The sequence below is a fragment of the uncultured Amphritea sp. genome (genome assembly GCF_937127095.1).
Taxonomy (GTDB): Bacteria; Pseudomonadota; Gammaproteobacteria; order Pseudomonadales; family Balneatricaceae; genus Amphritea.
Genome location: NZ_CAKZLP010000050.1, coordinates 108,639 through 129,380, shown reverse-complemented (window position 1 = coordinate 129,380; position 20,742 = coordinate 108,639). Strand labels below are relative to the sequence as shown.

The 20,742-nt window shown below is 49.0% G+C and carries 18 protein-coding genes; 4 read left to right on the top strand and 14 right to left on the bottom strand.

Going from position 1 to position 20,742, the window contains the following annotated elements:
* Positions 1–357: 357 nt before the first annotated feature.
* From Q0499_RS11540 to Q0499_RS11525, 4 genes are all read right to left on the bottom strand, one after another.
* A complete protein-coding gene (locus Q0499_RS11540) occupies positions 358–2,418 on the bottom strand; it encodes a sigma-54-dependent Fis family transcriptional regulator (RefSeq protein WP_299199463.1) in 2,061 nt (686 codons plus the stop codon).
* A 387-nt stretch (positions 2,419–2,805) separates the two neighbouring features.
* Complete coding sequence (locus Q0499_RS11535) at positions 2,806–3,603, bottom strand: transporter substrate-binding domain-containing protein (RefSeq protein ID WP_299199461.1); 798 nt, start codon at positions 3,601–3,603, stop codon at positions 2,806–2,808.
* A gap of 15 nt (positions 3,604–3,618) precedes the next feature.
* Positions 3,619–4,053, bottom strand: a complete 435-nt coding sequence (locus Q0499_RS11530) for a cytochrome c (protein WP_299199459.1) — start codon at positions 4,051–4,053, stop codon at positions 3,619–3,621.
* 69 nt (positions 4,054–4,122) lie between these two features.
* Complete coding sequence (locus tag Q0499_RS11525; RefSeq protein ID WP_299199457.1) at positions 4,123–5,796, bottom strand: PQQ-binding-like beta-propeller repeat protein; 1,674 nt, start codon at positions 5,794–5,796, stop codon at positions 4,123–4,125.
* A 477-nt stretch (positions 5,797–6,273) separates the two neighbouring features.
* Between Q0499_RS11525 and pqqA the strand changes: the two genes are divergently transcribed.
* The 3 genes from pqqA (at position 6,274) to Q0499_RS11510 (ending at position 8,576) form a co-directional block, all read left to right on the top strand.
* The gene (pqqA, locus tag Q0499_RS11520; RefSeq protein ID WP_075107990.1) at positions 6,274–6,348 is read left to right on the top strand and encodes a pyrroloquinoline quinone precursor peptide PqqA; all 75 of its coding nucleotides are present in this window, start codon (positions 6,274–6,276) and stop codon (positions 6,346–6,348) included.
* Positions 6,349–6,676: 328 nt separating this feature from the next.
* A complete protein-coding gene (locus Q0499_RS11515) occupies positions 6,677–7,258 on the top strand; it encodes a VOC family protein (protein WP_299199455.1) in 582 nt (193 codons plus the stop codon).
* Between the two features lie 76 nt (positions 7,259–7,334).
* Positions 7,335–8,576: a HupE/UreJ family protein gene (locus tag Q0499_RS11510; RefSeq protein WP_299199453.1), complete on the top strand. Its 1,242-nt coding sequence runs from the start codon at positions 7,335–7,337 to the stop codon at positions 8,574–8,576.
* A gap of 111 nt (positions 8,577–8,687) precedes the next feature.
* Here the strand turns inward: Q0499_RS11510 and Q0499_RS11505 are convergent, their stop codons facing one another.
* The 9 genes from Q0499_RS11505 to Q0499_RS11465 all read right to left on the bottom strand — a co-directional run bounded on the left by Q0499_RS11505 (position 8,688) and on the right by Q0499_RS11465 (position 16,650).
* Positions 8,688–8,993, bottom strand: a complete 306-nt coding sequence (locus Q0499_RS11505) for a chaperone modulator CbpM (RefSeq protein ID WP_299199451.1) — start codon at positions 8,991–8,993, stop codon at positions 8,688–8,690.
* On the bottom strand, positions 8,990–9,949 hold the full coding sequence (gene cbpA, locus Q0499_RS11500; RefSeq protein WP_299199449.1) for a curved DNA-binding protein: 960 nt from the start codon (positions 9,947–9,949) through the stop codon (positions 8,990–8,992). The genes Q0499_RS11505 and cbpA overlap by 4 nt, the downstream gene beginning before the upstream one ends.
* Positions 9,950–10,199: 250 nt before the next feature.
* Positions 10,200–11,000 carry an ABC transporter permease gene (locus Q0499_RS11495; protein ID WP_299199467.1) on the bottom strand — a complete coding sequence of 267 codons (801 nt, stop codon included), beginning with the start codon at positions 10,998–11,000 and terminating at the stop codon, positions 10,200–10,202.
* A gap of 5 nt (positions 11,001–11,005) precedes the next feature.
* On the bottom strand, positions 11,006–12,274 hold the full coding sequence (locus Q0499_RS11490; RefSeq protein ID WP_299199447.1) for an amino acid ABC transporter substrate-binding protein: 1,269 nt from the start codon (positions 12,272–12,274) through the stop codon (positions 11,006–11,008).
* Entirely contained in the window at positions 12,274–13,257 is a 984-nt protein-coding gene (locus Q0499_RS11485) for a PQQ-dependent catabolism-associated beta-propeller protein (RefSeq protein WP_299199445.1), read from the bottom strand. Before Q0499_RS11485 ends, Q0499_RS11490 begins: the two co-directional genes overlap by 1 nt.
* Positions 13,250–14,011 carry an ABC transporter ATP-binding protein gene (locus Q0499_RS11480; protein ID WP_299199443.1) on the bottom strand — a complete coding sequence of 254 codons (762 nt, stop codon included), beginning with the start codon at positions 14,009–14,011 and terminating at the stop codon, positions 13,250–13,252. Before Q0499_RS11480 ends, Q0499_RS11485 begins: the two co-directional genes overlap by 8 nt.
* Positions 14,011–14,787 carry an ABC transporter ATP-binding protein gene (locus Q0499_RS11475; protein ID WP_299199441.1) on the bottom strand — a complete coding sequence of 259 codons (777 nt, stop codon included), beginning with the start codon at positions 14,785–14,787 and terminating at the stop codon, positions 14,011–14,013. The genes Q0499_RS11480 and Q0499_RS11475 overlap by 1 nt, the downstream gene beginning before the upstream one ends.
* A complete protein-coding gene (locus Q0499_RS11470) occupies positions 14,774–15,541 on the bottom strand; it encodes an ABC transporter permease subunit (protein ID WP_299199439.1) in 768 nt (255 codons plus the stop codon). Before Q0499_RS11470 ends, Q0499_RS11475 begins: the two co-directional genes overlap by 14 nt.
* Positions 15,538–16,650: an ABC transporter substrate-binding protein gene (locus tag Q0499_RS11465; RefSeq protein ID WP_299199437.1), complete on the bottom strand. Its 1,113-nt coding sequence runs from the start codon at positions 16,648–16,650 to the stop codon at positions 15,538–15,540. Before Q0499_RS11465 ends, Q0499_RS11470 begins: the two co-directional genes overlap by 4 nt.
* A gap of 735 nt (positions 16,651–17,385) precedes the next feature.
* Between Q0499_RS11465 and Q0499_RS11460 the strand changes: the two genes are divergently transcribed.
* Positions 17,386–18,591, top strand: coding sequence for a porin (locus tag Q0499_RS11460; protein WP_299199435.1), 1,206 nt, complete (start codon positions 17,386–17,388; stop codon positions 18,589–18,591).
* Between the two features lie 564 nt (positions 18,592–19,155).
* Here the strand turns inward: Q0499_RS11460 and Q0499_RS11455 are convergent.
* Entirely contained in the window at positions 19,156–20,736 is a 1,581-nt protein-coding gene (locus Q0499_RS11455) for a GMC family oxidoreductase (protein ID WP_299199433.1), read from the bottom strand.
* Positions 20,737–20,742: the final 6 nt, after the last annotated feature.

Genomic DNA, 20,742 nt, shown 5'->3' with positions numbered 1-20,742 from the left:
AGTTGCGGCAGTTACAGTTCCACTGAGGAAAGCCGCCGCCCGCTGCGGAACCTAGAATCTGAATTTTCATTGTTATTCTTCTGTATTATGACTTTCAGCTGTCCAGCCTATCATTCCGGATAAAAGCGCACCAAATAGGAAAAGCAATAACCAAGCCAAATAATAAGCCATTGATTATTAACAATAAAATAACAAAATAACTGGTAATCAAGACCGACAGCAACACTATGTTCCGGTCGCATGCGACACTCTGACTCAGCCGATTAAGGCTTATCAACGGCATTGTCATAATCCCGTTAAAGAACAAAAAAAACCATGCAAAGGTGCATGGTTTTCAGGCTGATAAGACAAACACGTTTAGGACATAGAATCTAACTCACCGTTCTGCTCATCTATAAAGAGGTTATACTTTTTAATCTTACGGTGTAATGTTGAGCGACTGATGCCCAGGGCTTTGGCCGCCCGAGTGACCACCCAGCGGTTTTGTTCAAGCACCTGCTCTAATTCCTCTTTTTCCGATAACGCCTGTCTTTCCGACGTTTCCTCACGGGGTGATCTCCCAGACAGACCTGTCATTGATACCAACCGTGATGGTGGAGCATACGAGAACTGTTCGGTCTGATGTCCAATCGCTACAGGCGCTGCAAAAACTTCATCAGGAAGATCATCAACCTGAATCAGATCCCCCTCACGCATACACATCGCGTATTGAAGTACATTTTTTAGCTGGCGGATATTGCCCGGCCACTGATACTGACACAGTACTTTCAACGCCTGCGGGGCGACCTGTACATTTTCAGCATTCTCCTCATCCAGACAGAGAGCACGCAGAACTTTCTCGATAATAACCGGCTTATCTTCCCGTTCACGCAGGCTAGGTAAAGCAACCTGGAAACCACTGATTCTATAGAACAGGTCTTCGCGGAAATCACCGCTGCTAACCAGCTCTTTCAGATCACGGTGGGTCGCACAGATAACATTCAGACTGACCTTGACAGGATTAACCTCGCCCAGCGGGATGATCTCACTTTCAGCAAGCACTCTGAGCAGACTGGCCTGCAGTTCAATCGGCATATCGCCGATCTCATCCAGAAACAGGGTACCGCCATTACTGGCCTGTATTTTACCCACCTTGCCGGTTTTCAACCCACCGGTAAAGGTACCTGCACCATAACCAAACAGTTCGCTTTCGATCAACGACTCAGGAATCGCAGCGCAATTAAGCGTGATAAACGGTTTGTCTGCACGGTCACTGCTGTTATGCAGTGCCCGGGCCCATACCTCTTTACCGGTACCGGTTTCACCCTGAAGCAGGATACTGATACCTTTATTAACAATACGCTGACAACGACTGGCCTGTTTCAATAACAGAGGCTCTTTTCCGGCAGCGTTAAACAGAGGTGTATCCGTATCCTGAGCACCGGAGTCTGCCGTTTTAGCAGAGTAACGGTTGGATTCTAAGCCTTTAACCAGAGAATGCTGAGACGCTTTTGTCCGCGCGTCAAAGGCTGAGTTCTGTATCAGAGTCGCATAGAGTTTTAGCGGTTGATCATTAAGCCTAACAAAAAGTTCGGCAACACCTGATGATTCCAACTGCTCTAAGTTATGGCTGAATGCCTCCTGAAACTTACGCCCGACTAACTCATAACGGTCCCGACAGCCGAGTGTAAGCAGCAGAGGCGTTGTTGCAGAGATAATGGTGTCTCCGTCATTCACGGCAATAAGAGCCGATGTTAACGGTCTGAAAGGGGAAAATGACAAACTGATAACGCGCTGATGTGCATAGGCGTTTTTAAAAACAATCGCTTCTATTTCATCTGCGGTCTCGCAAACAAGATTAAGCGCCAGAGCCTGATAAAGCCTGTTTCCAGAGGCATAGGTGGAGATATCGAGGGCACCAAATGGCGTACCGTCCGGAGAGATCAGGGGGGCAGCGGAACAACTGAAATTATGCAGATTAAAACCATAATGCTCTTCAGCAAACACGGTTACCGGCCTGCATTCGGTTAAACAGGTTCCCAGGCCATTCGTGCCGACAATTTTCTCTGACCACAGGGTGCCCTGACGCAGCCCTTTCTGCTCCAGGTCATGACTGATGTTTGAATCCGCATAGGATTTAACAACTACGCCTTCAGTGTTAGTTATCAGAACCGCATAACCACTCTGCTTCGATACCGTTCTGATCTTATCAAAAACCTCTTCGGAATCGCTCAACAGTTTTTCCATCGGTTCCCGACGCTGCCTGACTTCAGACTCAGAAAATGAGACCAGCTCTATATTAGAGTCAGGGGAAATCTTGTATTGATCACGACACCGCTGCCAGGAGCTCTGAATATACTTATCAGTATCGCTCTGCCCTGGAGAACCTATGTTTACAGACTTCGCATTCTTATCAGAATAACCTGTATTTGAAGACATCAATTCACCTGTTCACTCCCGTCCTTCGCAATCCAACGTCAGACAAAGATCATTTTTATATTTATTTAGTGTCAAGTTTGTAAAAGCCGATGCTACCCTACGTTACTATTTTCAGCTCAGATTAAAACTATACTTTGGAACAAAAACGGTTCAGTTAAATATAGCATAGATTCGTTGAAACCCAGTATACTCGCCTCTTAGCGGCAAAATCCCCCTTCACGCCCCTGAAACGCTCTTCTGTCCAACACTCCCCTTTCCATCCATCAGCGTCAAACTGCCCTTAGCTCGATCCAGGATACAAAAAAAGGAGCGCGAATAAGGCGCTCCAAACTCTGCCTTGGGTAAGCAGAAACAGAGGTAGCAAACCGTGCAATCCTCAAATCAGCTTTACTGAACTCCATACCGATTCAATATATTCGATAGTGATCCATCCCCCCTCATTTCAGCCAGCAACTGATTGAAACCTTTACGTGAGTCATCGTCCGACCTGCGCAACCCCAGCGCATAGTCATAATTTAACTCTGTATTCAGAATACGCTCAGCATCAAACACCTGTAATTTCGTTTGGCCTGTCTGAAACCACCCTGAAGAAACATTAGTCACCAGAGCCGCGTCGATCAGTCCGTCGGCAAGCGCCTGCAAACGACTGGCTTCATCGGGAAAACGTACAGCGATACTGATATGGTTTATCGTTAACGCATGGGAGGCAATGCTACCCGGTGAGACCCCGACAACCAGTGGCTTGAGATCCGCTATACTGTTGATAATGGGACCGTTGTCACGGGTAACCAGCTTAAACTCAAGACGCATATAAGGGTCGGTTATCAGCAGGTATTTCGAATCCCCCTCTTTAAGCCGGGCAACCCCGGCATAAAAGTCACAACCCACTTTCTTCGCCTGACGCTTAGAAAAGATCCAGGAAACATTCAGGGAGACATCTAACTTTTCAGCGATAGCTCTGGCCACATCTATCTGGAAACCTTCCGGCGCATCCGCCCGCTGAGAAAACGGCATCTGTTCCGGATTGGCACATAGATTTATCTCCCCACTGGCTTTTATTTCACTTAACGTCTGGGCGTGCAAAACCGGGCTGATACCGATGACTGCAAGCGCCATAAAACTGATAACAACTGTTTTTATCCGCATCGCAAATCGGGTGGTCAGCTTTCCTGTTTTTGTACACATATCTGACACCTCTGTTTATTGTTTTTTCTTTTCTTCACTCAGGGAGAGGATATAGGTCACCAACTCCCAGCGTTCTTCGGGTGTGAACGTCCTTTTCCAGGGCGGCATCACAAGTGAGCCACGCTTTTTACCTTTGGTAATCGTTTTGAACAGGTAGTCCGCATCAAACTCACGTCCCTGCAACATTTTTGCTTTACCACCGGAGCCCTGATGTCCATGGCAGTAAACACAGGTCTGATTGAAACGATGTTCACCATTCGCTACGGATATCTCCTCTTTACTGAATACTTTCGCCTTCATCTCGGCGACAAACTCCGGTGCTTCCAGATCCTTTTTGATGCCCTTTGTCCCACCCTCGGTAACCGGTGGAGCCACGGCAGAAACACCACCACTCAACAGCGCGATAAGAAATACGCTATACCGCATAAATCCAAATACATTAACTGACATAACGGCTTCCCTCCTCTTTAATTATCAGGAAAAAAGGGGGCAGCAAAGCCACCCCCAATGCGGAACTAACTAGTCTTCCAGCGTGAATGCAACCAACGCGGCGCCGCCGGGCAACCCACTCACTTCAGGGAAAGCACTCGCCATAAATCCAGGCGCATGAGAACCGAAGCCGGTGGCCGCGAGAATGTACTGCTTGCCATTGACTGAATAGCTGACGATACCGCCGCGAATACCGGAGCCGGCATTGAAGTTCCAGATCTCTTTACCGTTCTCAGCGTTATAGCCATGGATTACGCCGTAGGGGTCGCCATTGAACACAAGGTTACCGCCGGTGGTCAGAACACTACCCAGACCCGGCAGCGGATAATCAACAGACCATTTCAGCTTACCGGTAATCGGGTCACGGGCATCCAGTCGGGCAGAGGCTTTTTTACCCGGAGGCGGAACCGCCACCAGTTTGCTGACACCCAGATAGAGTCCGGCGATACCAACATTCTCATGTTCCTGAGGCGCAGGTACGACAACGTTACATACCTCCATCGCGTTGGTATACCAGAGGCCTGTATCGGGGTTATAGGCGCCATGATTCCAGCTACGGGCCCCCAGCAGATAAGGACAGATAGTGGTTTCTTTGCCCTCAGGCATATCAACCCGGCCAATCAGCTCACCGGTTTTCGGATTGATCCCCTTAACGAAGTTGATGTTTTCGGCCAGAGGCCAGACATTCTCAACCTTACCGGTATCCTTCTCCAGGACAAAAACGTATCCGCTTTTGTTAAGGTGCACTAAAACATCTTTTCCATCTACCTTCAGGCTCAATGCCTCATAAGCAGAGTCGTAATCCCATACATCGTGAGGGATCTCCTGATAAGCCCACTTCAACTTACCGGTTTTAGGCTCGATCGCCAGCAAACTGGCACTGTGCTTATTATCCCCTTCACGCTCAGCACCATAGAAATCGGGGGCAGCATTTGCGGTGCCGATAAAGATGGTGTCAGTTTTTTCATCATAGGTGCCGGGCAACCATGCACCGCTTCCGCCGACTTCACCGGAATCACCTGGCCAGCTTTTTGGATCATCCTTTTTCAGGATATCGAAGGTCCACATCTTTTCGCCGGTAATCGCATTAACCGAAAATATTTTGCCCTGAGTAGGCTGGTCACCACCGGTTGTTCCGCCGAACAGAACATCACCCGCCAGCTGTGGAGGAGAGGAGAACAGACAACCGTAGCACTTCTCCTGATCGGTAATCTGAGTGGACCATTTTTCCTTACCGGTTTTCTGATCAAGGGCGATAAATCGACCGTCCAGAGAGCCGATATAGACATTACCATGACCCACCGTAACACCTCGGCTTGCGGCTACATAGAACACTTCATCGACAATCGCATCCAGATCTGGCTGATAGTGCCAGATCTGTTTTCCGGTCGCCGCATTAAGGGCAAACACGTTGTTATTTGGCCCAATATAATAAGCTACACCATCAATGACGATGGGTGTCGCCTGAAGGCCCATCTGAATATCACCCGGCTGATGAATCCAGGCCACTTTCAGCTTATCAATGTTGTCTGCATTAATCTGATCCAGAGGACTATAGCGCCATGCATCGGAGGTACGATGGTATTGCGGCCAGTCATCAGGATTCTCAGAAGCAGCATTTACGGCAACAGATGCCGTAGCGCACGACAATGCAATCGTTGACGTAATACATGCGGATAGCGCTAGTTTTTTTATTTTAATCACTTTTCGATCTCCATCTATCAATATCATGCAGACTCACTCAGCTGAGCTGAGTCCACCACTACACATCAGACAGGAACGCAACATGCAGGCCAAAACAGAAGGACTGATTTAGAATATCTATTAACTTACTGATATTTTTGAATTAATTGATCACCATAAATTAATGAACAAATAAAAAAACAGCGCTATAGCGAAAGTAAATTCAGTCCCGCAATACAGATCGTGTCAGCGGATGACACAGTCTGTGCTACCCATCTCGGGAGGGGGATGAGGAGGATATCCGGCAGTGAAACCATGACAGCCCTTAAAGCAGATATATATCCCGCTCTCAACACTTATCCTCTTGATCGCAACAGCAAAACAAAATCTCTGGCAGCAATAAGTGTCACGGATCGTCAGTCAGGTACGATCTTTGCTTTATCAGGGTGTGGCGTCATAAGTCACGTGATGTATTCATATCTAAATGAGGAAAATAAAATGAACTGGACAAAACCAGCATATAAAGATCTGAGAATTGGTTTCGAAGTAACAATGTACTTCGCCAACCGCTGAGCCCGATAGAACGACCTTATTAAATTATACGTGCCCCGCCCCCGCTTCATTGCGGGGGTTCTATATCCAGCATCTGAAAAGCTGAATCCGCTACCTGACACTCTTCTATAAAAAATCACTGCAAACTAATCTGTGCCACTACATCATATGGATCATGGGCTGGAACATACTGACTCGAAACGTGCGACACACTGCTGCAACAATCCTCAGACAATTTAACCCTGCCTTACAACCTCCCCGTATTCTCTGCCTTTCAGAGTCAATTTAGCAACTGGCACAAGAAATGCGTTTATGAGTATTCACTGTTCATAAACCATGGAGAATCAACATGAAAAAAATACTATCAGCTTCACTATTTTTATTTTCCCTCTTAATCCAACAAAGTCAGGCTGGCATACCCGGTATGCGTGGCAGTCAGCATCTGGGGTTCACCGTCCCGGATGTTGAAGAAGCGACGGCGTTCTTCAAAGATGTCATCGGCTGCGAATCTTTCTATTCAATCGGCCCTTTCGGTCCATTTGATGATAACTGGATGACAGAAAACCTGAACGTTGACAAAAAAGCGGTGATATCCACCGCCCATCTCATGCGCTGTGGCAATGGTGTGAACCTTGAGATCTTTCAATATACATCTCCAGATCAAAGAACGACCCTCCCGCGTAACAGCGACATTGGAGGTCACCACCTTGCCTTTTACGTAGACGATATGGACGCTGCAGTTAAGTTCCTTGAAGAAAAAGGAATCAAAGTGCTGGGCAAACCACACACCTTCACTGATACCGGCATGAAAGGTCTGACCTGGGTGTATTTCATGGCGCCCTGGGGCATGCAACTGGAGATTGTCAGCTACCCATTTGGCCAGGGATACGAAAAAGAGATGGGTAGCAGAATGTGGGATCCACGCTACTAATCGTGTTTCAGGTTACTAACAAGGTCACTGATAGCATTACCTTCGGGTAATGCTATTTAATAAAACGGTACAGATTATGAAGAAAATATTCGCACTGTTCCTCACCCTCACCTCTTCACTCCTCAGTTCTGGGGCTAACGCCCATTTCTCGCATTTTGAACCCAGAATCATTCATCTGTATGAAGAAAACCGGGACACCATTATTCTGATGCGCATGCCGTTCCCTCTGGTGCTTCTGGATGACAGCTGGAAAGGGATCGACAGTGAACAGAAGATCCCTTTTACACTGAGAGTATCCGCTGAAAATACCGTTGAATATCTGATCAATCACCATGAGGTCCAGGAAAATCTGGCAGGATTAAAAGCCCTGATCCAAGCAGGATACCGCATCAATAAAAATGGCCAGCAGCAAAGCTATCGTGTTGAGGCAATCAACATATTCAACTCTGATACCCGCAAACCCTTCAGCAGCTTAGACACAGCCCAGAGCAATTTTACCGGAGAGATTAGCATCAGCGCCGATGCCCGTTCGGTGTTCGACGCAGGGCTGGATATCCGGCTGCGGCTAACCGACACCTCATTGATCAACGATGAAATCACCATCGGCAGTATTCTGGGTGATAAATTCAATGCCATCAATCGCCTCGCCAATATCATCAACCTCTATCGGGATGGTGAGAAAACATCTGTAACCACCGTTGGCATTCTCGATTACTCAACCACCCGCCAGCCCTCGCTAGCAACCAAACTGATCAATGGCTTTAACAGTGGTTTCAGCCATATTCTGATCGGTACCGACCATATCCTGTTTATCCTGCTACTGTTTTTCAGTGCCACCGGTTTTATCAGACTGCTATCACTGGCGACCGCGTTCACCATAGGTCACTCATTCAGCCTGCTGTTCGGAAACAATCTGGCTATTTCATCGCCGGCATTTACGCCTGGTATCGAACTGCTGATTGCCCTGACGATCTGCGTCACCGCAATACTGTTACTGTTCAAAAAGGCTCAACATATCAGTACGACTCCGATACTGATTATCGGTGTAATTCACGGCTTTGGATTCTCATTTGTCTTTAATGAACTGGCAAAAGAGGGCTCGCAAACCAGCATCAGCAACCTGATATCATTCAACATCGGTATCGAAGCGGGCCAGCTGTTTATCTATGGTCTGGCGTTTGTACTGACAGCTCTGGTGAAGAAACACCTGAGCTTTGAGAAACCGCTCCAATACTATGTCTCAGTATTTACGTTGGTGGTGTCGGCCTACTGGATTGTGACTCGCTCAATCCCGCTGATTGAATATATGCAGATCTGACAAAGTTCTGTTTAATTACATCAATCGTAATAGGCAGCCTTAATGACTGCTTTAACTCGTTCCCACGTAGAAGCGTGGGGACGATAACGCAACTTCATAATGATCACGCGCTTACTGATCCACAAAGCGACTCAGACGACGTTCGAGATAACGGTTCTGTTCCCGCAACTGCTCGACCTCACTCAGCAACTCTATCGCCAGCGCGATACCCGCCCAGTTCACCTCAAGATCACGGTGCAGGCGCAGCGCTTTTTTCGTCCGGATAAGCATCGCCGGGCTAAACAACCACTCAGCGGGTGAAGCGCCAACCGGCTCAACAATCCCCTGCTCAATGATCTCAACCACGACATTTTCTGCCACTCCGGTTTGCAGGCAAACCTCGGAAAAACTCAGGTAGGTTGCATAGGTATCGTTCATAAGGCGTCACTCCACTCTGCACGGGGGTCGAAGGGGGCGAGTTCCGCCAACTGTTGCCAATGCGCTTTGATGGACTCATCGTTTATTGGCGGCATCACTATTTTTAATACCGCATAGAGATCACCCTGATGCTGCTTACCTGGCAGCCCCCGGCCTTTTACCCGTAATCGCTGCCCACTCTGACTGTTGGCCGGAATGGTTAATTTAATCTCGCCCGACAAGGTCGGCATAGTCACCTTGCCACCCAGTGCTGCTTCCCAGGGGGCTATCGGCAGGGTAATAATCAGATTATGCCCCTCCACATCAAACAACGGATGAGGCACAAGTCGAATACGCAAATAAAGATCACCATAAGCGCCATTGCCGATACCCGGGGCTCCCTGCCCCTTCAGGCGAATACGTTCACCATCGACGACCCCCGGTGGTATCTTCACATTGAGCGTTTTTTTAACCTCGTGAAGCCGCCCCTCATTGTCATAGTGAGGCAGATGATAGGAGATTTTTTTCGACTCTTTCGCTAGCGTGTCTTCCAGGAAAATAGGCAGCTCTGTTTCAATATCCTGACCGCGCTGATTAAACGGCTGACGACTTTCAAATCCGCTGGCACCAGGGCCTCCTTCGGCACCAAAAATCGAGGAGAAAAAATCAGAAAAATCCCGTTGCTGATGAGCTCCCCCATCGCCTCCGGCCGAAGCCGATGATTGCCAGCCCGGCGGTGGACGAAACTCCCGCTGTGAACCGCCATACTGACGCAGCTCGTCATACTCTGCCCGCTTAACCTTGTCTTTGAGTACTTCATAGGCTTCGCTGACTTCCTTGAACTGATTTTCCGCATCATGATGACTGCTGACATCCGGGTGATATTTTCTCGCCAGTTTTCGGTAGGCGACTTTAATCGCCTTACTATCAGCATCGGAATCAACGCCCAAAATTTTGTAATAATCTTTGAATTCCATAATCTATCCGATATCGCTACGAGGTTATTCAGATAAGCGGAGTTGGAACGCCTGTGCGCTAACTATAGACCATAAGTGAGTTTGCCAGGGCCAGTGCTCAAACAAAGTGAAGGAGGCTAATGACTCAGGACAGCCTTTGGGGTAATAGATACCGCCATCAGGTGATTACAGATCAGGAGCCATTCAACCACAGAGGGCAGAGAGGGGTGCGGTTTAAGGCGATATCACATCTAATAGACTTAAAGCCCCTCTACCTTCCCGCCTTAGAGCGGCCTACCACGCCTTTCTGGGGATCATAGCCCCAGACCGCCAGGCTAAAAAACAGAATAAAGGCACCACTGACGACCCCGAGTGATAGCAGGTTCAACTGGCCATACAGGGCAAAACGCACCAGCTCTACGGCGTGGCTAAAGGGGTTGTACTGCGCCACCTGGAACACCAGTTCAGCGCCCGCCTCTTCCAGTTTCCACAGCGGATAGAGTGCAGGCGAGATAAAAAACATGGGGAAGATTACAAAATTCATCATCCCGGCGAAATTCTCCAGCTGCTTCACCGATACCGACAATAATAACCCTAGTGCGCCCAGCATCAGCGCGGCGAGGATAAAGGCAGGCAGTGCGGTGAGCGCACCATAGAGCGGGATATCCACCTCAAACAACCAGCAGATAATCATAAAGCTGTACACCTGCAACAGCGATAACAGTGTCCCGGCCATCAGCTTGCTGAAAAGGATATACCAGCGCGGCAATGGCGCTGTCAGTAACAGACGCATCAGCCCCATCTCCCGGTCATACACCATCGACAGTGAGGACTGCATACCGTTAAACAGGATCACCATACACAGCAGGCCCGGAGTGATATACACCTCATACTCAATATAGGATTCATAGGGTGGGATAACCGCAACTCCAAAGACATTCTGAAAACCGGCAGCAAACACCAGAAGCCATAGCGCAGGCCGTACCAGCGCCGAAAACAGACGCCCTTTCTGGCGCATGAATTTGCCTATCTCCCGGGCGGACAGTGCGCTGAACGCATTGATGGCATGCATCGTTTTCACGGGCTGACTCCCCGATTCAGTTTGCAGCGCCCCTCATCCTGATCGCTGCCGAGCACATCGAGGTTATTCACCGGATGCAGGAAGCCATCAATCGGCGCACGTCCGATGACACGGTTCAGTGAGGTGAGAAAAATCGGTTGTCTGAGTTGATTATTCCAAGGTCTGAAATTCAGTGGATAACCCTTGGCGCCGTCCAGCTTAAACCCTTCAGAACGTATCAGATCAAGCAGTGATTCTGCCGTGACTGAACCGTTATGAGATTCAGGCAGATCCAGCATCGCCTGAGCAATCACCTTAACCGCCAACCAGGCTGACCAGTCGTAACCGGTCATCTGCCGTTTAGCTTTCTTTTTAAAACGTTTATTAACCTGCGGTGCACCGTTGCGCTCCCAGGCCCAGTGCCACCAGTCGGCTACCAGGCCTGAGGCGCCAACGACCGGACGCGGTTTAACGATGGCGTACGGCACATCAACCGCAAATTCACCGGTGCTATCAACCACATAAACCACGTCATAGTCATCCTTCGCCGTTAACAGTGAGATATTGTTCTGGTAACGCTGGCGAGGATCATTGCCCAGGGTATAGGGTTTAAGGGCGACCAGATCGAGACCAAACTTTTTTGCCGAGCCCTGAAGTGATTCAAGATAACGCTGATCGGCCACGGTTTCATTGTGCAGCACCAGCACCTCTTTCCATTTTTTAAAGATCAGATACTGCGCCATCGTGTCGGTCAGCATTCGACGGCTGGGGGCGATATGCAACAAGTTAGCCTGACAGTTTTCATCCCGTAGATTATTGTCTAACCCGCTCAGGTTAAATAATACCGTGTTCGAATATTTCGCCGCCTGCGCAGCGAGCTTCACACCCTCACTGGGAAGATCCAGTAACAGAAACTGAGTTCCTTCAGCCTGCAAGCTGAGAATAAGCTCAGGAAGCTGGGCTAATTCGTCCACTTCATGTTTGACCAGCTCAAATTTAATCCCGCTCTTCTGAGCGGCAAAACGGGACTCTTTAATGGCCAGCTCAACCGCCGTATCGAGGCGTCCCCAGGGCTGAGCCTGATAACGGGCATCAGTAACCTCTTCCCGGTAACTGGGATCGTTGGCGTATTCAATCAGGGCGATATTGAGGGTACTGAGATCGTTGGCCCACATAGGGGAAGACAGCATTAGCGCCAGCAGTGGGGCAGCTATTCTGAGATAGATAAGCCCGAGATTGATAAGCCTGACATTGACAAACCTGAGACTTTGAGTAAAACAAAACATCAGTCATCCACCACAACATCGTGGGGCACCCGCCCTGCGGGCACCGACTTGATCACTTTGAGACGTTCGGTATCAATCACCGCCAGATCATCACTCTTGCCATTGGTGACATAGAGCCGACTCTCGTCATGGTTAAGGGTGACTCCCCACGCCCGCTTGCCCACCAGAATATAATCGATCACTTTGTTAGCCGCTATATCAACCACCGCCACATGGTTGGCACCACCCAGTGTGATATAGGCACGCTGACCATCTTTGGTCATCACCATGCCGACCGGAGAGATACTTTCCGCACGCACCCCACGTAGTGAAAAGGACAACTCAGCGACGGGTTGATAAAACGCCGTATCCAGAATCGAAATGGTGCCGCCCACTTCATTACTCACCCAGAGCTGTTTCTGATCCGGGGTCAGCAGCATCCGCCGTGGGCGATTGCCCACCACAATATTCTCAATCAGTTCATGGCTCTGCACATCGATCACATGCACCATGTTAGCGACCTCAGAGGTCACATATACCAGACGATTATCCGCAGAGACCAACACCCCTTCCGGCTCTTCACCCACCTCAATCTCGGCCACTTTCCGGTTCTCTTCTAATGAGTAAACCGTGACAAGTCCATCATCTTCGTTAGAGGCATAAAGGTATTTCTCATCCGGAGACAGATCAAAGCGGTCAGGGTCTTCGCCGATCTCAATACTCTTTTGAACTTTAAGCGTCGCCACATCGATCACATCGATCGCATCCGCATCACCACAGGCAACATAGAGCAGTGAGCCATCTTTACTCAGCTTCATCGCCCGGGGACGTTCACTGGTTTTAATCGCCGTCACTTTATCCATGCTTTTGGCTTCAAACACAGTGACGAGATCATCTTTTTCACTGCTGACAAAAACATATCCGCTTTTTGCCTGACTCTGCTGTGACGCTAACAACAGCGATACTAAAGCTACCGATTTAAAGGTCTTAAACAGCTTATTCATGAACGACTCCAACCGTTTTATTGAGATTGATCAGGTGTAAAAATGCGTCTGAAAGAGAGGCTACGCTATCCTCTTCAGCCAGCAATCTGTCGGGGGATGAATCAGCCAGAATCTGACCTTTGTCGAGCACCACGACCCGATCAGCCTGCTGAATCTCCTCAACGATATGGGTACTCCAAAGCACCGCCAGATCACGTTCTTTACAAAGGGAGATGACATGATTAACCAGCGACTTACGGGATTCCGGATCTAACCCAACGGTAGCTTCATCCATCAATAACAATCGGGGCCGGTGTAACAGGCTACGAATCAGCTCGACCTTGCGTCGGTTGCCGCCACTTAAACTGCGCACTGGCTGGTGTCGCACCCCTTGCATATCAAAACGTTCTAACTCACTGGCAATGCGTTGTTCGGCCTCAGATCGGCTCAGCCCATGTAACAGACAGTGAAATTTAAGGTTGCCCTGCACCGTCAGATCGAGATCAAGAGTCGACTGCTGAAATACCACGCCGATCGATGACAGCGCGGCAATCGGATCACGGCGGATATCATGACCACACACCCATATCTCACCGCTATCACTATTAAACAGCCCGGTTAACAGCTGAAACAGTGTGGTTTTGCCCGCGCCATTCTGGCCCAGCAAGCCGACAAACTGTGATGACTGAATCGTCAAGCTGATCTCATTCAGCGCGTTAACAGTTCCGTATGTCTTGCTGACGGAGGTCAGCGCCAGGGCGGCTTCTGATTGCATTATTTCCCTCCGGAGACCGACTTTAGCCCAGGGCCAGAGAGCACCCCTTCTAACAAACCGGAATAGTCACAGAGCAGCTCGGTTTTCCAGCGCTGCAGTCTGCTATCGTCAGGCAAACGGGGGCGCGCTATATCAACCGGTTTATCCAGAATCACCATCCCCGGCGCTGAGGAGAGAAACAGAATCCGGTCCGCCAGCTGAATCGCTTCATGCAGGTCATGGGTGACAAAGATAACGCTGGGTTGCTGCTCCACCCATAACTCACTTAACAGTGAACGCAGGTTGTCCGCATTGGGGGCGTCCAGTGAGACAAAAGGCTCATCCAGCAGCAACAGATCCGGTTCGGTCAGAAAAGCCCGGGCGATACTGACTCTGCGCTGCATCCCGCCAGACAGATGCTTTGGATAGAGAGGTGATTTACCGGCCAGCCCCACCTTATTCAGAATCTCAGCAATATCAGACTCTGTCGCGTCAGGCTTCACCAGGCGCAGATTCTCAGCCACCGTTAGCCAGGGCATCAGTCTCGGCTGCTGGAAGATATAACCGATCTTACAGTCGGGCTTACCGGTCAGAGGGCAACCGTTAAACTTAATCTCACCGGGAGCACAGCTTTGCAACGCCGCAATCATATTCAGCAGGGTCGTTTTACCCGCACCCGAAGGGCCAACCAGCGCGACAAACTCACCCGGGGATACGTTAAAAGACAGCGGCCCCAGTACTTTGTCCGGGCTGTTGGCATAGAACTTACTCTGGAGGGCAATATCAAGACTGACCATGGTATCCCCCCCGGGCAATGTAACGATCCAACGGACGCATAATCAGCCCCTCAATCACCAGAATGATGGCTGCAAACGCCAGGGTATAAGCCAGAATGCTGGAGATATCAAAAAACTGGAAATAGGTGCCCAGCTGAAAACCAACGCCATCACTGCGCCCCAGCAATTCAACCACCAGCACAATCTTCCAGATCAATGACAGACCGGAGCGGGCGGATGCCATAATGAAGGGGTAAAGCTGTGGCAGATATACTTTAAAGAAGTAACGTAACGGAGCAACCTGAAACACCTTTGCCACCTCCAGTAGATCCCGGTCAACCACCCGGGCGCCTTCACGCACCATCACCACAACGGTGGGGATTTTATTAATCGCCACCGCAGCAATGGCCGCCGCCTCTACCAGACCAAACCAGACATAACAGAGCATAATGGTAACCAGCGCTGGCACGTTAAGAGCGATAATCAGAATAGAGTCGCCTGCGGCATTCAGACGGGTAAACGCCCCCATCATAATGCCGATAAACACCCCCAGCAGCATCGCAATGGTAAAACTGAGCAACACCCTCAGCAGGGTCACCAGCAGGTGATGCAACATATCCCCTTCAAACAGGTGGCTTCGCAGACTGGCAAACACCTGAAGTACACTGGGGAGGTTACTGTTATCCATCAGCACAGCGGCACACTGCCAGACTAAAAACAGCGTAGCGAGGGGCAACACGCCAAGCAGCAGCTGTTTTATACCGGGAACGATCATGGGGCCTCCTCCCCGGCTGCCACCTGTGTCACACCCGACTGGGCGTTTGCTATCCAGAACAGGGACCGGTCCAGTTTATCGGCCCCCCCTGTCAGCTCTGCCCCTCCCTCGCGTAACATAAAGGCATAGATACTCTCCAGTGCATCCAATTCATCTTTACCGAACTGCAACTGTACGCCTGAACGATAGCCCTTCCTCAGCGCCGCAAAAATCTGCTCATCTTCCGCTCGGGTCAAATTGCGGATGCGCAGCCATTCGGCATCGGAGACCAGCAGAATCTCCCTGGCTTCCCGGGACGCCTTTAAAAAATTCCCCAGCAATTCACTATGCTGCTGTCGCCAGGGTTCAGCAAACACCCAACCCAGCATGGGTACCTGATGATTGACGCCTAACCCCCTGATCATCTCGTCAACCGAGATAATCGGCTTAAACCCGCGGGCTTCAAGTCTGGCGCCGTAATGCCAGAAATTAAGACTCAATGGCAACTTTCCGTCATACATTAACTGATTCAGCAAAGGAGGTGCGGCAAACACCGGCTCAACCACGTCTAAAAGATCTTTTCCCAACACCTGCTTACTGTAGGCCTGTAGCAGCAGCCAGCTCTTATCGACAGCCCCCCCGGCAACGCCCATGCGTACACCCTGAATATCCTTCACAGATGAAACCGCGCTCTGGGGCTGAGCATAAAGCCCTCCGGTTGCGGCTGAGACAGGCGAGAAACCGAACATCCTGTGATTAAATCGCTGCCGGTTCACCCAGACCCAATCGCTGTAGATCAGATCGACAGCAGCACTCTGCAATGCAACAGCACTGGCGTTTTTACCTGCAACAGGGGTCACCTCAAGGGAGAAATGGTATTTCTTATCAAGAGCATGGTGGCGTATTACATCCATCTCCCAGTTGACGGTGCCAAATTGCAACGCAGCAACCCGCACCGTCGGCAGAGATTCAGCAAAAGAAAGAGAACAAGGCAGCAAGCCCAACGCCGCGGTAAAAAACAAAGCCGCGACACTGGCTTTGCCCTTTTTAATCAAAGCCTGTCTGTTCAACACAATGTTGATCAGAACAGATAAGCTCACTGAAGAAACAGCAGAAAACACGATCTTCATAACAGCATTCCCAGATATCAGATTTAAGGTGGCTGAGGCCTTTCTTTTTCATACGCAGTCCCCTTCGTCATCAGCCACACGGTGAGATTAAAAAAGGCCCGACATATCGTACAAAACACCCTGAAGGGGAAGGGGTAAATAAGGTATCGGTTACGATATGCCGGACAAATAACTTACGAAAATACAATCAGTAAGCTGGATTAAGTCTCACAACTAACAATTGTAATTACAGCAATAACAGTACCAAAAACATAAGTTATTGATAATTGTACGAAATAACTAATTTTCAAATTATTCATCCCTGCAGGATACTCTTCGATGAAACAAACTGTCTCGATTATATGCGACACAAAGTCTTAAAAATGTATAGCCCGAAAAAGAGAAAAAAAATACAAAATTAAAAATTAAATTTTTTATCCTATTAAAATCTGATGATACTTATATTTTAACGCCACAGTATGGTTCATAAAGATGAAACAAACTGTTTCATAACCTGACCTCATATATTCGATATGGTTTTTATTAAAAATAGTCCAAACATAAAACAAACCAACAACCCATTGAAACAAATAATAACTTTTATTATTTAAAGACAAAAAATATATATTGGCATACTCCCTGCTTTTCCCACACCGGGTCGATATTAAATCACTTTTCACTTTCTTCTTTAAAAGAATGCAAAAGTGAAAACCCCGTAAATAAATCTAACTATAAATTCCATTGGGGAGTAACTCTATGAACTTAAAAAAGGTATCCCGAAAAAAGATGGCGATAATCAGTCCTGTTAAAACGCTGACAGCGATGATTATTCTATCAGGGGCAGCAACCCATGCATCAGCCGATATTCTGATCGGCGAAGCAACCAATACTAAACTGTCGATGTATGGCATTCTTGATGCGGGGGTTCTCTATCAGGATAAAGTGTCCACTGATGGTGATGAGAAACTGGGAATGGAAACCAGTGGTTTACGTCAAACAGTACTGGGATTTAAAGGCTCCCGGTCACTGGATAATGGAATGGATGCCTTCTTTAACCTTGAAGCCCACTTCGATCTGGATACCGGTATGTTTCATGGTACCGGTGATGCAACTACAGATGGCGATGACAGCAGTGGCAGACTGCTTTTTCGCCGCCAGGCAAACCTAGGGGTAACTGGTGACTGGGGTACGGTGATCATTGGCCGTCAATATGGCCCCGCACTGCTGGCTCACCTGGGCACCGAACCACGCATCTTCAAGGAGCAGTTCTCCAACCTCTATGCCTGGGCCTATAGCCAGTACTTCTCTACCGTGAATGATCCTGCCAGCACTGATGGTCGCAATGCTAATAATGATGTCGGTATCTTCTTTAAGAATGCGGTGCAGTATCGAAACAACATCAATGGTTTAGACTTTGGCGTACTTTACTCTTTCGGCGGTCAGGAAGGCTCGCAGAAAGAGGGGGACGTTGTTGCCATCGGTGCTGCGTATAACGCAGGTCCGGTAACGCTGTCCGGTTCTTACCAGAATATGCGTGACCAGCAAACCGCTGAAGATGTTGTCACCAGCTGGGCACTGGGCGCCGCCTATGCCGTTGGCGATCTGAACTTCAAAACCAACTTCATGAACACTGAAAACAATGATGCTAACGGCAATCAGATTCTGGATCTGGATGCACTGGGCGTTGGTATGGACTGGCAGTGGAATGAGAAAAATAGCGCAACCCTGGCATATTACATCAATAAGGATAAAGCGCCCAGTAAGAGTGTAGAAACTAAATCACTGGTGTTGAGCAACGAATACACCATTGGTGAATCGACTATTGTTTATGCTCAGATGGCCCATGTCGATGCGGATGAGATGGGTACGATTTCACGCTATGCTACCTCTATTGTTGCCAGCCCTGCACCTGCAGGCGAGACAACCACACTGATCAACGTTGGTTTTAACTTTGCGTTCTAACTAGTCCCTCCCTTTCAAGCCCCACGGGAGTCAGCTTCCCTGGGGCTTTTCGTTTTTTATAGCCCCCCAATCGGGTAAAACACTCCACCCCTTTTACCACACAGCCGACCTATCGTTATCAGCTCAGCCCGCTTCTATCCTACCTTCTCAGGATGCTATGACACCGTTTGTTAACTACCCCTCTGCCCAGGCATACACTGAGTGACGACTAAAAACTGACCGGGAACGCCATCAGGTATTCACCAGTAGTCCCCCGTAACAAATCGCTAAAAGCGGATTTTGAAACACCACTCATCAATAACTGAACCGCTGTGTCTGAGTGTCTGAAGTCTGAGGTGTCAGGTGCCAGGTGAGTAAAGCAGAGATAAAAAGCAGGCGAATTAAATGAATGGCGTGAACGTGAAGGGTTCACAGAAGATAAGGTTGAGCGTTCAATTCGGCACAAACGATATATATAACCACTGAACATATAGCCTAATTAATATAATTACACAGCACTAAAACAAAAAAGGCACGTCCGAAGACGTGCCAAAGAGTTACACCGAGTGAAACTGATTGATGCGATCAGATCGCCTGTTTATTCATCTGGTCAACAATATATTCCGCCTGTCGAATCGCCAGAGCAACAATGGTTAAAGTTGGGTTTTCAGTTCCACTTGAGGTGAACTGGCTGCCATCAGAGACGAACAGATTCTTAATATCGTGTGCCTGACCCCAACGGTTAACCACACCATCTTTAGCATGCTCACTCATCCGGTTGGTGCCCATATTATGGCTGGCGGGATAGGGAGGAAGTTTATTCACTTTAAGCGCGCCGATAGAATCGAACAGTTCCTGTGAGCGAGCATAAGCATGGTTACGCATGCGGGTATCGTTAATGTGATCGGTTTTATACACCACCGGTACCGGCAGTCCATACTGGTCTTTCTCTGTCGGGTGGAGGGTAATATTGTTGGATTCTACCGCCATATCCTCACCACAGATCCAGAAACCAGCCATATTCTGGTAATTTGCCAGTGAATCAGACACTTCACGTCCCCAACCACCTTTACCGGGATTCAGGAAAGCTGACATAAAAGGCAGGCCCAGATGCAAGATTTCCAGTTCATAACCCGCCAGGTGCCCCCGGCTAGGGTCATTATCCTTCCACTCATGGACAATACCCGGTACGACCGTGCTCTTATACATATGCACCGGCTTTTCGAACTCCGCATATACACCACCGGCGGTATGGGTCATATAGTTCTGCCCTACCTGGCCCGATGAGTTAGCCAGGCCATCCGGAAACATTGATGAAGCCGAGTTCAGCAGCATCCGTGGTGACTCGATAGAGTTACCGGCAACGGCAACGACCCGGGCTTTTTGCAGCTGCTGATTACCATCTTTATCCGCGTAGAGTACGCCGGTCACTTTACCGGTTTTGTCATGCTCAATTCTGAGCACCATCGATTCCGGGCGCACCTCGGTTTTACCTGTGGCTTCAGCCTGAGGGATCTCGGTGTACATAGTTGACCACTTCGCACCGATACGGCAACCCTGCATACAGAAACCATTAACCTGACAAGAAGGACGTCCATCCCGGGTTTCCGTATTGATCGCCAGAGTAGCCTGTTCACATTTAGCACCGATCCGTTTAGCACCCTCAGCAATCACTTTGTAGTGATTACTTTCACCGTGAAACGGCATACCTGTGGCCTCAGTACCACAGACCCCCATCTTCTTTTCAGCCTTGAAATAGTATGGTTCCATCTCTTTCAGGGTGACCGGCCAGTCGAGAACATTCGCACCCGCAACCGTGCCGTTGGTGGTTTTCATCTTAAATTCGTGTTCCTGAAAACGCATCGCCACACCGGCCCAGTGCATCGTCGCACCGCCTACACCTTTTACAATCCACGCGGGCAGATTAGGGAAATCACTAGCAAGTCTCGCTGGCCCCTCGACAATGCGCTTGTCCAGCCAGGAAATTTTACCAAACATCTTCCATTCATCATTTTCGATATCATCCATTTTGAAGCGCTTACCCGCTTCCAGTACAACCGACCGGATACCCTTCTGCGCCAGTTCATTGGCCAATGTGCCGCCACCCGCTCCAGAACCAATGATTACCACCAGGCTGTCATCGTTTAAATCAAATTTAGTAGACATAATTAT